This window comes from Paenibacillus sp. FSL E2-0177, from assembly GCF_037992975.1.
Lineage (GTDB): Bacteria > Bacillota > Bacilli > Paenibacillales > Paenibacillaceae > Paenibacillus_AQ > Paenibacillus_AQ odorifer.
Genome location: NZ_CP150307.1, coordinates 3294688 through 3309690, shown reverse-complemented (window position 1 = coordinate 3309690; position 15003 = coordinate 3294688). Strand labels below are relative to the sequence as shown.

Sequence of the window (15003 nt, the reverse complement as noted above, 5' to 3'; positions counted from 1 at the left end):
CGGGGAAACAATCGAATGGAACATTTATCCAGCAAACGAAAACTTAGTATTATGATAGCTATTATGGCTGCAATGCTGTTCGCAGCGATTAATCAGACAATTACAAGTACTGCTATGCCGCGTATAATCGCAATTCTTGATGGCATGGATTACTATACTTGGACTATTAACATTTATTTATTAACATCAACAATAGCGACCGTTCTTGTCGGTAAGTTATCTGATATGTTCGGACGTAAACCCTTTCTATTAGCAGGTATTCTATTATTTATGGTTGGGGCTTTTCTGACAGGAACATCTTCCGATGTTTATCAATTTATCATTTATCGTGGGATTCAAGGGGTAGGTGCAGGTATTATTCAATCCACCGCATTTACTGCCGTAGGTGACTTATTCCCTCCGCGTGAACGTGGTAAATGGATGGGGTTGATGATGGCCGTATTCGGTTTCTCCAGTGTGCTTGGACCAACGCTTGGAGGCTTTTTGATCGACAATATGGATTGGCATTGGCTGTTCTGGATCTTCCTACCGCTTGGTGTAGTGGCCTTCGTGATGATTCTTACCTTATTTCCTAAAGGCAAACGCGGAGAGTCAACCAGCATCGACTATTTAGGTTCCTTGTTAATGACAACTACCATCGTTCCTCTACTGCTTGCCTTCACCTGGGCAGGTACAGAATATGATTGGGGTTCTTCGCAAATTCTCGGCCTGTTGGCGGGAACAGTCGTTTCGGCACTTCTCTTTATTTTTGTCGAATCCAAAGCTAAAAATCCAATACTCCCGCTTCATCTATTTAAGAATAGTGTAGTTACCATATCTAATATTATTGGTTTTATTATGAACTTCGGTATGATGGGAGCTATGATCTATCTTTCCTTCTTCGTACAAGGTGTTCTGGGGATCTCCGCGACTTATGCAGGGTATGTTACTATGCCAATGTCGATCGTTATGGTTGTAGCCAGTGCCCTTACCGGACAAAAGATGGCAAAAAAAGGAAAGTATAAACGTTACGCATTAATTGGAATACCCATTATGATTGCTGGTATGACAATTATGGTATTTATGAATAATGTACCGATGGCTGTCCTAAGTATGATTGTGTTTGGTCTTGGGTTAGGATTGGGGATGCCAGTATTCTCACTAGCTACTCAAAATGCGGTTTCACACACCGAACTAGGTGTAGTAACGGCCTCCTCACAATTATTCCGTAATTTAGGCGGTACGATCGGTATCGCAGTCATGGGTACCGTTATGTCCAATAGTCTTACCAAAAACTTGAAGGAAGCTCTGCAATCGTCATCAGCGCCGGATTTCACACAGATAGATCCAAAACTTGCTGAGCAAATGCTCTCCTTCGCTAATCCACAGGCATTAATGAACAAACCATTGCTTGAACAGACTCAAGCTAGTCTGCCAGCCGATGTACAGCCTGTCTTCTTACAAATGATTGAGGGTATCCGTGATGCTTTAGGACAGACATTGTCATCCGTGTTCTTAACCGGGACCATTGTGCTTGTTGTAGCTTTCGTGCTTGTCTTCTTCCTGAAGGAGCTTCCACTTCGTACTTCTAACCAAATGCCAGTTCCTGAAGAAGCTGAACAGGACCTGTCAAACATGAAATCTTCAAAACTTGCAGTGGATAAAGCCTAACCGCAAATTATTTTTGAAGCTGACTATAAAACAACAAAAACTGCAACGTACTCATGCGTAACTGAGTAAGTTGCAGTTTTTGTGTTGATCTATTATTTTACAGGTGAAAGCTCATCTTCTGTTACCCACTTATGATTTTTCACTTCATCTCCACCCGTAGTAGGTTTGTAATTAATCATATAGACAGTGGTTTTTTCTGCTGAGTTAATCTGAGCCGTTGCACCCTTCATATCCTTCATATGATCAGATTCCATAATGACCTCTGAGCCTGGTTGATAGGATATATCCTCTGCTTCTTTTATTTCTTCATGAATAATCCACTTATGATTTGTGACCGGCTGACCTCCTGTAGTAGGTCTATAGGAAACATTATATGCTGTCGTCTCATAAGCTCCCACAATTGTCGCAATGGCTCCCTTCATCCCTTCCATATGGTCAGTTTGGATCACAGCTTCACTTCCTTCTTTGTAAGTAGGATTCTCCGCTACCCTCAGATCTTTTGGAACTTCACCTGAACTTGAATGTGAGTTATGTTCCATTTGTGTATCGTTAGAAGACATCTGATTGCCATAGCTATTGTCATTACTACAAGCACTTAAGCTGAAAGCAGCTGCGACGACTAGTAGAAATAATTGCTTTTTCATATAAAAGACCTCCGAAATTTTATCTGCCTATAAGTATTATTTTACCCATTTCAGAAAATCACAAACGGAACTAAGGATTCACAGTTTGTAAAACAGTAATTTATTTTCCATTAAATGAGTATTGTCTCAATGCTTAAACTATATTTATAATGTTTTCAGAAAGGAGGCTGCTATAATGAAGACTAAAATATTCACTTTGTTGCTTCTTTTGGGTCTGGTGAGCATGGCTACTATCATCGGTTCTGCTAATGCAGCTCCGGTATTAACCATAGGAAGTTCTTCAGGAGATGTATGGGATCTACAATATAGATTAAAAACCCTTGATTTCTATACTGAGCCCTTAGATGGGGTATACGGATCACAGACGAAAGCAGCGGTTGCTAAATTTCAAAAGGCCTATGGCATAAGCGCTGATGGGATTTCGGGGACAAAAACTTGGAATATTTTAAAAAAACACACGCTTAATATTAATGAAATGGATATTTTGGCTAAAGTTATCTACAGTGAGTCTCGCGGTGAGCCTTATGTTGGACAAGTTGCAGTGGGTGCAGTAGTCATGAATCGTATACAATCTAGTCAATTTCCTGACAATATCAAAGAAGTTGTATTCCAAAAAGGAGCTTTCACAGCCGTATCTGACGGCCAGTATTGGCTTACACCAAATCAGACAGCTTATTTAGCTGCTCTTGATGCTGTTCGAGGTTGGGACCCGACAAACCATTCAATCTATTATTTCAATCCCGATACAGCAACTAGTGCATGGATTTGGTCACGTCCTCAAAACTTAAAAATTGGTAAGCATATATTTGCGAGTTAAATACTTCAAATAGTTAAGATCAACAAAAGCCGATCTAACTACGATAGTTAGATCGGCTTTTATTATAAAACCTATTCGGTTGTGTTAGAATCCATTCCAAGCACTAAAGCCACTAAATATTGCAGTGAATTGTACTTATAAGCTTTTGCCTTTAGGAATGAATTCTTAAACATAACTTCGAAATCCCCTTTTATGGATTCGATAATTTTGTTTGGTTATTGAATGTAAAAATCATCTTTAATTCATCATCATATGACTTCCCGCATTCCTCTAAATAACTATCACCAGTGTATTCTTTTAAAGTTTTCCTCCAAAAATGCTGTGCTCTCCTATTTGTATCCGTGGGATTCGTTTGCAGCTCCCAGTTACCCAAATGAAGCTTAAAGACTTCCTTAGCCGCATATTCAGCGATCCCCTTACCACGGAAGGGCCGTAGAATAAAAAATTCATTCAAATAGAATTCACAAGCAGACGGTGTGTATGGTGGTGTAGCAACTAATGCAAACCCTACTGGAATATCATTTTCTTTTATTAAATAAGGATACAAAATGCCAGCTTTCTCCCACCAAATGTCGAAGACTTTATTCTGTTCCTGCAGTGACTGTGTCTCGTCCTCCTCGAATATCCCATATCGATTAGGAATCGTCCCCCATATTTCTGATAGATCGTGTAAGTATAGTGGGTAAAGGTTGTTAATAATAAACTTCGAGGCACTGTCAGTTAAGGTGATTGTGATATTCATGTCGTTCCCTCCTTACCTTCTGTCGAATTCCTGAATATATTTATGGAGATCACTCAAATATTATGGTTACTGGAACAAGCTTAATCTCCATCATACCTCCACAATTTCTTGTCTATTGTCACTTCTTTTTTAGTATAATTACGACCTCGCTCTAGTTATATGCCATATTCGATTAGAATTGATTTTTATATAATGTCACCATTTATATTTGATAATTAAGTTAAGCGTACCTACTGTACTTCTATATACTCGTCTTAACTTTTGCGGATATAGTACAAACCTCACGCAGATTATAATTGTATGAAAATGGGGGGTGTACTCAGATATGCCGGATCCTTTTGTTTCGAGACCTCTAGATGAAATAAGATTCTGGTCACGAATCATGAAAGAACACTCTTTTTTTCTTAAATTAGGGTTTCGTTGTGAAGATACGCAACTAATTAATGAAGCAAACCATTTCTATGCCACATTCGAAGCCATAGAGAATAAATCACTCGGATTCACTGTGGATTCTGATCCAGCAGTAATATGGAAGTTTAATGAGGAAGTTCATAGTGCAGCTTCACATATCTGGGCGTTTAAAAGGAAAATACTAGGTCTAATTCTACAATGTAAGCTTCCAGGCGGAACGAACTTTCCCTTATTAGTGGATCATGTCAGTAGGGAAGCCAACTATTTTCGAAATCGACTGGAAGAACTGAATCAGGGTAGGTTAGATCTTTTATCAGACGCAATTATTAATGAAAACCAAACCCCTGCTCAGTCAGCAACTTGACGAGAATAAAGTCTCAGTTAAATCTCTCCGTGACTTTAAGAAAGCGGCACGTGATCTTATTGAGGAATGCCGAATAAAGAGCATCATCCATCCATTGCTTGCGGATCATGTATTCCGAGAAGCAGAACGATTCCTGTATATAATTGATGCATTTGAAGCCTCTTTGAATATGAATAAACAAATCGTATAGCATTACATATTTAATGGATAGGGCTACTACTTGTATCAAAAAATACAGGTTGTCGCCCTATCTATCTTTATATTTGACTTCATTTAATTCAGTAATCCATTCCCAATCGATGTATAGAGATTTAAAGCACAAAAAGTAGTTGGTATTTGAGAAGAAACACTTTATAGTAAAACTCAGGGAGGAATAGTAAGTTTATGGAAGACGAGATTGCTACCAGTAAATACAAAATCAATAGATAAGGATGATTGAAAATGAAAAGGTTTGGTCGATATTTGATACTATGCACTATGGTTATTGCTCTATTAATGCCATCCACTGTGTTTGCTGCTGATAAGAAATTGCTCAACGAAGCGAGTATTACTTTATCTAGTGATGTTATTCCCGTGGGTGGGACCACAAAAATAAAAGTTCGCTTACTAGCTGAAATGACCAGTCTTACATATGCAAAATTGACACCTGAAGTTTCTGATGAATCTATACTTACCATTGAATTGGATGGTTACTCAGATTATATTATTACAGGAGTTCAAGAAGGTTCTGCAGAAGTAGTCTTCAACATTCCTGGTTGGTCTGAAGAAAGATTCCCTATTACCGTTCTATCTGAGGCAGATTATGAAGAAAAGATGAAAACGCCACAAGAAGTAATAGATTTCACAACCTATTCTAATCAAATAGCAGCGATTTTTAAATTTGACGAAATTGCCTCTGAGGCATATGTAAAGAACAGAATAGATACAGGTAACAATAGAAAACAACGCTATACAGCTTTTAATAATGTGATCATTCCTAATTACACTAAGTTGGTAATAGAGGCGAAAAAGATTAAAGCACCCAATACAGAATTGCAGGCGTTACATGAAATCTACTTAAAAGCGATTAAGTTGCAATTAGAAGCAATGACAATGATGAAAGAAGCACTATACAAAACAAAGGTTTCTAGTACAGCTATTAATGCCGCAAATAAAAAGATGGAAGAAGGCGTGAAGTATGAAGGACAGTTTGTAGATGGGATCAATAAATATCGGAAAAAGTATGGTATTTCAGATTAAATTATAATTAAATTCCAAAAACCACGTCAGAGTTTCCTCTAACGTGGTTTTTTTGGATGATAAGCTATTTTTTTGAATAAATGATTTTCTTAATACTATCCCTAGATAGGCAATATTCATCTGAAAGCTGGTCAACCGTTGCACCCACAGCAAACCTTAGACAGATTTCGATGTTTCTAGATCTTAAGTATTTTCTGCTCCCTGACTTTTCGCCCCATTTTACATGTGATTCTTCAGGTTTAGGGATATAAACCATACCCCCGTTGATATATTTCTGAATTTCCTCTAATAATTCTTTTGGGAAAATCGTATCTGCATTTACATATTTCATAATCGCTCTGCTCCTTAAACTTTTTATGAGTTTGAAGGTAGCAAAGTCTATTCTTTAAACAACCCATGCACACTGCACTAGCGGTAAAATCAATTTTTCGCTCTATACAAACAACCGCCGTTGTTTATAAGTCTAGACTTTGCATAGAGCTGATCGCTAATCTTCTCACGATTGTACACCCTCCTTTTTAATGTGTAATTACTTGTTCCAAAATACGCTCTGCTGTTTTTTCTCCATTCGCAATACAATCTGGAATGCCTACACCATAATAGGAGCATCCAGCAAGGATAACATTAGGATACCTGTCTGTCATCTTCTTCTCTAAGGATACTACAATTTGATGATGAAGTTTATGGTAATTTGGCATTACATCATGCCATTTGGTCACATCGTAGGTAGCTGGCTGTCCTGTTATCCCGAGACTGGTCTGTATATCTTTCAAAGCCACCTTCAATAGTTCCTCTTCAGATAGCTTGATCAACGAATCATAATGAGGGTTTGAGCTTTTATAAAAGAGTCTGACAAGCAGACGCTGTTGTCCTGACGTATGCTCCCACTTGCGACTTGTCCACGTACACGCATTACATAGAACATCATCGCTGTTGGCAGTGATGAACCCTGTGCCATTCGCAGGCAGCTGACTGTCGGGGATATCAAATCCTAAATATACACTAATCATAGAACTATTATATAACTGATTGAAATCTTCATTTAGTTCTTCGTCTTGAAGTAGCGCTTGTGCAGTAGAATGCATCGTTCCAAGTACGACAACATCGGAGTCTATGATTCGTCCATCTGCCAAAGTTACCTGGTACTGCTCTCCACGCTTCTCAATTCTTTCGGCACGAATCCCTTTGATGATCTCCGAATTAGAAAGATGTTCTTCCATAGAGTCGATCAAGGCAGATACACCTCCCTTGAATGACATGAACTTCTTATCACCATTCCCTTGAAATTTGGCTTTATTTGCGGATAAGCCTTGAATAATACTGCCGTATTCATTCTTATAATCAATCAAATAAGGCAGCGTTGAGGCTATTGTAAGTTCGCTTAGCTTCCCGGAATATACACCTGAAAGAACCGGTGAAATTTGCTTCTCGACAAGTTCTTTTCCAAAGAAAGCTTCTAGAAAATCACCCACGGAATCGTTTTTCGTAAACTTATTATTGGGAGTGTAGAAATCTTTGAGTGCTTCAACCTTTCCTTCAGCTGAGATCAGTTCTGTTGTAGCAAGCGACTCCATACTGAGCGGAATGCCAAAGACTGCATCTTTAGGAATTTGCTTCAGTTTACCTTCTGTATAAATAAAGGATATTCCTGTCGCGTTATATACAACCTCATTTTGTATACCCAACTCTTCAATCAGAGGTGCAACATTCGTTTTACGGGTGACAATAGAATCTGCCCCAGACTCCATAATGAAGTCTTCTTGTTTTAGTGTTCTGATTTTGCCGCCCAGTCTATCGCTGGCTTCAACCAAAATGATTTTTACATCTAGCTTGTTATGCTCTATAGATTTCTGTAAATAGTAAGCGGTAGACAATCCAGTAATTCCCCCGCCAATCACGACAACTGTTCTCAATTCGTTGACACCTACCTCGTGGTTATAATCTGTTCAATTCAATTGTGTACATTATATCATAGGAATTTATAAGAATTTACATACCAACGTGTCAGATATGACACAAAAAAGCCGCGTTAAACGCGGCAATGTTGGGGTAATAGTTATATATTTTCCTGTTTCAATGCATCGATAATGTTCTCTTTTTTCACTTTAGAGCTTGAATATAACATGGCTGCACCAACGATGATAAATACTGCCAATATGACACACAAGATACTCATCCACGGAAGTGTGAATCCATAAGAGAAGCTGCTCATCATTGATCTATAGATCAAGTACATAATAACTATACTAATCGGAAGCCCATATAGTAGTGACTTTATTCCATAAAAAACACTTTCGTAATTAATCATTTTATTAAAACCATTTGGTGTCATGCCCACAGACTTCAGCATCGCAAACTCTCTTTTACGAAGAGATATGCTAGTTGATATCGTATTAAAAATATTCGCAATTGATATTAAAGTAATCAAAGCAATAAAACCATAGGTGAAAATAGACATTAACATGATCATCTGCTCACTATTTTGTCTATTTTGATACACATTTTGAACATAGATATTCCGCTCTTTCATTTCCTCTATGGCTTGTTGTGTTGCTAATGGGTTTGTGCTGTTCAAGTTAAGCCGGCTTTGAATATCTTTGCTCATCGCATCATTTGTTAGTTTATCGAAGACTTGTTCAGAGACGATGATGTTTATTCCACCAACCATTGCTGAATGTACTCCCATTGGACGTTTATCAGTTAAAGCGACAATTTTTACTGGTGATAAATCCGTCTCTTTTTTGGTATCCCAATCCGTATAAATAAGCTCAAGCTTTTGGCCGACTTCAGAGTGAAAAGCTTTGGTCTCAACAATTTTTTTGGCTTTCTCATCCTCAAAGGTAACCGTATCATTCACAATAGCAGTCATCTGATCAAGCTTCGTTAGTTGTTCATAATTTATACCGACCGTTTCTGCATAGGTTTTCAAACTCTGTTCATTTAGTGCAAAGATCTGAATATAGTAAGGATATTTCCCGTTCTTTAGAACACTCTTATCCGCCTGCACAATCTCTTGCAATTCTTTCGCCATATTTTTCTCATCAATCCATGAACTCACACTAAGTTCCCTAGTCACATTATATTCCGTTATATTAGGTAATTTGGATATCGATTTCGTCAACCGGTCCACTTTTTGAGCGTCCTCAGTCCCCATATATACTTGAATATCATAGTTCAAACCATCCTGTGAGAGTTCTACCGACCTTCTCATATTAGAAGTGAACGCTGATACAGATAAAAACAAAACAATACTAATGACAAGTGAGAACACGGTTGCTTGGTACCTGCGTTTATTTCTCTTTAAATTCTTCAAACCAATTTCTGCTTCAATACCAAACAATCTGCGCACGAACTTGGATGTTTTCACCGCTTTACCTGAGAGCTTAACATCGGTTGTTTGTCTGATCGCATCAATTGCCGAGATCTTTGAAGCCTTTCTGGCTGGAAGATAGGTGGATATAAAAATTGTCAGTATTGAAACTAAACAAGCGGTTAGTAGAGACAGAGGTGTAACAATCAACGTTAATCTCTCAGTTATCCCTAATACATCTTGAATCATCGAATTGATAAACATAAAAGTGATCCCGATGCCTGCTATACCGCAAATGATCCCAATTGGAATACTAATTAAACCGATAATCATTCCTTCAAAAAACACTGAATTCTGCTTTTGCCATTTTGTAGCCCCTACACTGGAGAGCATCCCTAAATGACGTGCACGCTCCGAGACAGAGATCGCAAAAGCATTATAGATTAAAGAAACGGAACCAATGATAATCACAACCATAATAATTACTGACAATGAAAGAAGTGTGTTACGTAAGCCATCGTTATTCGTCACACCATAATAGCGGAGCAGACTATTATTATAAGAGATCGACTCGATCTTATTTTCTTTTGCCAATTCCTCTGCATGCTTGTATATGGAGCTGTCCACCTTTTTTAATACAACCGTCGCTGTGGTTTTTTCAGCTGCTCCAATCATGCTTTCATCCACATAACTTATGGCAGTATAACCCGGAGACCATGTTGGTTCCCAAGTAGGACGTTTTATCACTCCCACAATCGTATAGTTCATTGATTTTTTATGAATAATCTTTTCAAGCAGGGTATCCTCTTCAGTCCGTAATCGTTCATTCTGAGATAGGGGTTGGCCACTATTTTCATCATCGCTAGTGACACGTTCACCCACATCAAGCGTTAAAGTTTCACCAATCTTGTACGAGACTTTTGCATTTTTTGCAATCTCCTCAGAAATGACTACTTCGTGGTTTGTCTTCGGGAGTCTACCTTCCAGCAGTTCAATCGGAAATTGTTTAAAACCAGCTGCATTATATTCCTTGATATACCAATAGGGTTTATTCTCATTCTTCCCACCCTCTAAAGGGGCGTAGCCACGATCGTTGGAGATCACTAGGGCTTTTGTCGCATCATCTGTTTCTATCGCTTTGAGCTGAGCTTTAGTAACATTTCTATATTGGACATGCCATTCTCCATTTGTAGAGATACTTTGCTTCTTCATTAATTCCATAAAAGAAAAACCTAACGTCGCCACAGCCGTTACCATAGCTACTGAAATGATGACTCCAATGATAGTAACCAATGTTCTTCGCTTATTCTGTTTCAAATGTCTTATAGTTAATTTGTTTACGATATTCACGGACGAATCACCTCATCTTTAGCGATCCTTCCATCTTCAATAGTAATGACCCGATCTGCTTGCAAGGCAATACGTTCATCGTGAGTAATCACAATCAGTGTTTGATTATACGTTTTATTAAACATTTTTAATAATTCAATAATTTCACTGCTATTCTTGCTGTCTAGATTACCAGTTGGCTCATCTGCCAGCATAATTGCAGGGTTACTAATTAATGCTCTGCCTATGGATACCCGCTGCTGCTGTCCGCCTGATAGCTGATTCGGCAGATGGTTTAAACGATTTTCCAAATTTAACGCCTTCACGGTATCTGCAAATTGCTTCTTATCCACTTTATGCTGATCGAGCAGCAACGGAAGTGTGATATTCTCTTCAACCGTCAGCACCGGTATGAGATTATAGAACTGATAAATAAGACCAATTTGTCTGCGTCTAAAGATCGCCAGCTGTGTTTCATTCAAATCATAAATATCCGTGTTATCTACAAATACTTTACCACTTGTCGGTCTATCCACCCCACCTAATAAATGCAGAATAGTTGATTTTCCTGAGCCGGATGGTCCAATAATCGCTACGAATTCACCTTTTTTAATTGAAAAAGATACATCATCCAGAGCCTTTACTGCGGTCTCGCCTTTACCATATGTTTTAGACAGATGTTCAATCTTTAAAATATCCATTGTTAGACCCCCATTTGTTGATGAGATCAGTATATCTGTCTACAATGACTCTTCAGTGACTCTTAAGTGACATTCTAGTCACTAAGCCATAAGTGTTAAATCACTTGCTTGTAAAATTTGATCCGAAATTGTGTACCCTTTCCTACTTCACTCACCACATCAATCGTGCCGTTTTGTTCAGTGATAATACTTTGCGCCAAGGCAAGTCCAATTCCAACGCTGTCTTCGTTTGCATTTGTACCCTTGTAGAATCGTTTGAAAATATAGGGGATCTCTGCCTTAGGAATTCCTTTGCCATTATCAGTAATGACAATTTCCGTGAACAGCGTGTTTTCTGCAAAAGAAATCGTAATCTCTCCCCCAGCAGGTGTATGCTCTACACAGTTTTTCAGAATATTAATCATCGCCTCAGTTGTCCAATTGCAATCGCCTATAAATGAGGTAGCGTCTTCACCTTCGATTTGGATCCGTTGCTCTTTAATATCCATTGGAATCAGTATGGGCTCCATAGATTTCTGAACAAGCTTCTTTACTTTTATTGAATCTTTTTTAAATTGAATGGTTCCGGCATCGATCTTTGAGAACTTTAATAATGAAGAAACCAGCCAGCCAATTCGATCGAGCTGAAGGCTGATTTTCCGCGTAAATTCTATTCTTTTCTCAACGTCCAGATCAGGATCACTTAATAAATCTGCCATCACGGTCATGGAGGTAAGTGGTGTTTTGAGCTGATGGGAGATGTCGGAGATCGCATTGGTAAGCTTTATTTTATCCTCTTGCAAAAGCAAACGCTGCTCCGATAACATCAACGTCACCTTATAAATATCATTTTTCAGGATACTAAGCTCGCCTTCCTGATTATCACGAACATCGAGCGAATAATTACCGCTGCTAATTTGACGTAGATACCCTGAAAGCTTCTCAATTTCGCGGTATCTCCAGCGGGTAAATAATAAACAACAACCTATAAGCAGAACTGAAGTTACCGCCGTGATCCCCATCGCTGCTGATGAAATAAATGCCGTTCCTATAATCGCCAGAAGGCTGATCGTAGTCATCGTTAGTAATAACCATCTAAATTCTCTGTTTCGTAACATCTAATCACCAACCTTATACCCTAAACCGCGTACTGTTTTGATCAATGTGGGTTCTTGCGGGTTATCCTCTAACTTTTCCCTTAAGCGTTTAATATACACAGACAATGTATTATCATTTACAAATTCTCCGGCGACATCCCAAATCCGCTCTAACAACTGATTTCTGGAAAGGACTTGTCCCACATGATTAGCAAATATCAGAAGCAGACGATATTCTAATGCTGTTAGCAGAACTTCATCGCCGTTCTTATAAACTTTTCCTTCAAGCGTATTAATCCGTATATTCTCTAGTTCAAAATTAGATGGAGTTTGAGCCTGCTTGTTATATCTCCTTAACACCGATTTAATGCGTGATAACAGCTCGCGAATCCGAAATGGCTTAGTTATGTAATCGTCTGCTCCCATATCAAGTCCCATCACTACATTAACTTCGTCATCAATCGCAGTTAAAAAGATGACCGGAATATCGCTCCGCTCCTTCACGATCTTACACAGATCATATCCGCTGCCATCCGGTAGAGAGAGATCAAAAATGCAAAGTGTTACTTCAGATAACCGCTCCGCCAACACCCTCCTAGCAGAGGTTGCATCATAACATAAAATAGTTTCAAAATGATCCTGCTGCAAGGAATATTCAAGTCCTGAAGCAATCGTTCTATCGTCCTCTACGAGCAATATTCTCATAATGTTCATCCTAACCTAATAATTTGCGAAACCGTCATATTGAAAAAGCACTACACTTATATTGATGAATTTGCTGAAATCCTAAACGGAGCGCTAGCTTTCGGGAAGCTTCATTATCTAATGAACAGTCCCAGTAAGGCGTAAAACCATTTGTAAGTATATCCTCCGCTACTAAGGCCACTAAATGAGTCCCCACTCCTCTATTCCGATACTTGGAGAGAGTTTCAATTCCGATAGCATGTGTATCCTCCGTAACGAAACTAGAATAACATACACCCATAATCTCAGTTCCCTCAACAGCAGCATATCCATAGCCTTTTGCCCTAAAGTCTTCTTTCGATGACCAGAATAAATCAATATTATCATGTACAAATTCTATATTCTTTAGATCTAAGTCCTCCCAGTCCAGCATTTTAAGATTTATAATTCTAATCGCATTATTAAGGGACTCAACGGGCTTGTGGAATAACTTGAACACCATTTGTTCAAAAGGATATAGCTTCCTAGAAGGAAACATCAATGCCAGATTCCATTCATTGTGTTGACCTGAGACTTCAAAATACTCCAGCCCAAGCTTTTTCATCCTCGGTGCAATATGACTGGATATATAACTATCTAAGCTCTTAATAAATAACTCATTGGTGTGATCGCCTATAATATAAAATCCTTGCATCCCCTTACTCCATACCAACGCGCTTTTTGGTGTTACAAGTTGATCTACAAAAATCCAGCCCGGATTATTTCCCTCGATAATGGAGAGAATTTCAGGATGAATAGGAGCACCTGTAAGTAACGGTTTCACTTCATTAAAATCCTGTTGAGATAATTCATGCATATGAACACTCCTCGCCAACAATTTATCTAAATCACTGATCAATACTTAAAAAGATTAAATCCCCTTTGTATATTCTATAAGATAATTCAGCAAATTGCTTATTATAAAATCCGATCCGGGTATCCTAAATAAAAAAGAATTGGACCCAATGCTTGACGCACAGGCCCAATCCTTTATTTGAAGTATCCTTAATGATCGAAATCAGCTTGCATTATTGACCTATCATACCACCATCGACTGTATATAGAGAACCCGTTACGAATGAAGCCTCATCCGAAAGAAGGAAGTTCATCACAGCGGCAACCTCTTGCGGTTCTCCGTAGCGTCCCATAGGTGTTGCAGCTTCGTTAGCTGCCTTGTATTCTTCTGCGCTTCCAAAATTATTTTCAATTTTACGCATCATTTGTGTATTGATCGTTCCTGGGAGTACCGCATTTACACGAATACCAAGTGGTGCAAGCTCATTTGCAGCTACGCGAGTCAGACCAATTACAGCATGCTTAGACATAATATAAGGGGCCATACCTGGTGCACCCATGAGTCCTGCCAGAGAAGAAGTGTTCAGAATAGCACCTGAGTTTTGTTTTTTCATCACAGGAATTACATAATGTAGTCCAAGAAATACACCACGTACATTGACGTTATATACAAGATCGAGTGCTTTAACGTTAAGCTCTTCGATTTGACCTGCTGGACCTTCAATTCCGGCATTGTTTGCAAAATAATCAATGGTTCCAAATTTTTCTACCGCTTTATTAACATAATTCTGAACGTCTTCTTCATTAGAGACATCCGCAGCTACAGCTAAAGAGTTAGTTTCATTTAAGCCTAAATCTTGGATGACATTTTTTATCGCTTCTTCATTCAGATCGACAAGTACAAGATTCAGTTTACGATCAGACAATCGACGGGCAAGCTCTTTACCTATTCCACCTGCAGCTCCAGTAATTACAGCAGTTTTTACATTTGATTCACTCATTGTATGTTCGCATCCTTTGTTATGAATTGGCTATATATTATAGTCTTAGGAGATGGGATAACCTATCTCTATTACTAGAGTACACCCCATTAGTTAACCTATTCAATAATCAGAATTTTAAGTAATGTCGCCTAACCAACATACTTGCTCTCCGTGTTTACTTATGTCTAAATCTTGAACATTAGCTGATCTTTTGTTACT

General features: G+C 38.5%; 13 protein-coding genes and 1 pseudogene. 4 read left to right on the top strand and 10 right to left on the bottom strand.

All coding sequences use genetic code 11. The features are described from left to right. The first annotated feature begins 15 nt into the window (after nt 1–15). The gene (locus MHI25_RS14925) at nt 16–1650 is read left to right on the top strand and encodes an MDR family MFS transporter (RefSeq protein ID WP_076276465.1); all 1635 of its coding nucleotides are present in this window, start codon (nt 16–18) and stop codon (nt 1648–1650) included. Nucleotides 1651–1742: 92 nt separating this feature from the next. On the opposite strand, the gene MHI25_RS14920 is transcribed toward MHI25_RS14925, so the two are convergent. Then, on the bottom strand, nt 1743–2294 hold the full coding sequence (locus tag MHI25_RS14920) for a YdhK family protein (RefSeq protein WP_076184534.1): 552 nt from the start codon (nt 2292–2294) through the stop codon (nt 1743–1745). Between the two features lie 223 nt (nt 2295–2517). On the opposite strand from MHI25_RS14920, the gene sleB reads away from it, so the two are divergent. Beyond that, nucleotides 2518–3111: a spore cortex-lytic enzyme gene (gene sleB, locus MHI25_RS14915; protein WP_340395680.1), complete on the top strand. Its 594-nt coding sequence runs from the start codon at nt 2518–2520 to the stop codon at nt 3109–3111. Nucleotides 3112–3301: 190 nt separating this feature from the next. On the opposite strand, the gene MHI25_RS14910 is transcribed toward sleB, so the two are convergent. After that, the gene (locus MHI25_RS14910) at nt 3302–3853 is read right to left on the bottom strand and encodes a GNAT family N-acetyltransferase (RefSeq protein WP_076184532.1); all 552 of its coding nucleotides are present in this window, start codon (nt 3851–3853) and stop codon (nt 3302–3304) included. A 325-nt stretch (nt 3854–4178) separates the two neighbouring features. Between MHI25_RS14910 and MHI25_RS14905 the strand changes: the two are divergent. Beyond that, nucleotides 4179–4818: pseudogene (locus MHI25_RS14905) on the top strand (DUF2935 domain-containing protein). A 251-nt stretch (nt 4819–5069) separates the two neighbouring features. After that, nucleotides 5070–5867 carry a hypothetical protein gene (locus MHI25_RS14900; RefSeq protein ID WP_076184531.1) on the top strand — a complete coding sequence of 266 codons (798 nt, stop codon included), beginning with the start codon at nt 5070–5072 and terminating at the stop codon, nt 5865–5867. A gap of 64 nt (nt 5868–5931) precedes the next feature. Here the strand turns inward: MHI25_RS14900 and MHI25_RS14895 are convergent, their stop codons facing one another. From MHI25_RS14895 to MHI25_RS14860, 8 genes are all read right to left on the bottom strand, one after another. Beyond that, nucleotides 5932–6198 carry a CD3324 family protein gene (locus tag MHI25_RS14895; RefSeq protein ID WP_076184530.1) on the bottom strand — a complete coding sequence of 89 codons (267 nt, stop codon included), beginning with the start codon at nt 6196–6198 and terminating at the stop codon, nt 5932–5934. A 187-nt stretch (nt 6199–6385) separates the two neighbouring features. Then, entirely contained in the window at nt 6386–7780 is a 1395-nt protein-coding gene (locus MHI25_RS14890; protein WP_340394269.1) for a protoporphyrinogen oxidase, read from the bottom strand. 143 nt (nt 7781–7923) lie between these two features. Further along, the gene (locus tag MHI25_RS14885) at nt 7924–10527 is read right to left on the bottom strand and encodes an FtsX-like permease family protein (protein ID WP_340395595.1); all 2604 of its coding nucleotides are present in this window, start codon (nt 10525–10527) and stop codon (nt 7924–7926) included. Further along, nucleotides 10524–11207, bottom strand: coding sequence for an ABC transporter ATP-binding protein (locus MHI25_RS14880; protein ID WP_076125806.1), 684 nt, complete (start codon nt 11205–11207; stop codon nt 10524–10526). The genes MHI25_RS14885 and MHI25_RS14880 overlap by 4 nt, the downstream gene beginning before the upstream one ends. Before the next feature lie 95 nt (nt 11208–11302). Continuing rightward, nucleotides 11303–12304 (bottom strand): HAMP domain-containing sensor histidine kinase, encoded by a 1002-nt coding sequence (locus MHI25_RS14875; RefSeq protein WP_340395594.1) that lies wholly within the window; start codon nt 12302–12304, stop codon nt 11303–11305. After that, the gene (locus MHI25_RS14870) at nt 12305–12988 is read right to left on the bottom strand and encodes a response regulator transcription factor (RefSeq protein ID WP_076125811.1); all 684 of its coding nucleotides are present in this window, start codon (nt 12986–12988) and stop codon (nt 12305–12307) included. A 34-nt stretch (nt 12989–13022) separates the two neighbouring features. Beyond that, the gene (locus MHI25_RS14865; protein ID WP_340395593.1) at nt 13023–13823 is read right to left on the bottom strand and encodes a GNAT family N-acetyltransferase; all 801 of its coding nucleotides are present in this window, start codon (nt 13821–13823) and stop codon (nt 13023–13025) included. A 211-nt stretch (nt 13824–14034) separates the two neighbouring features. Next, nucleotides 14035–14802, bottom strand: a complete 768-nt coding sequence (locus MHI25_RS14860) for an SDR family NAD(P)-dependent oxidoreductase (RefSeq protein ID WP_340395592.1) — start codon at nt 14800–14802, stop codon at nt 14035–14037. Between the last annotated feature and the right edge of the window lie 201 nt (nt 14803–15003).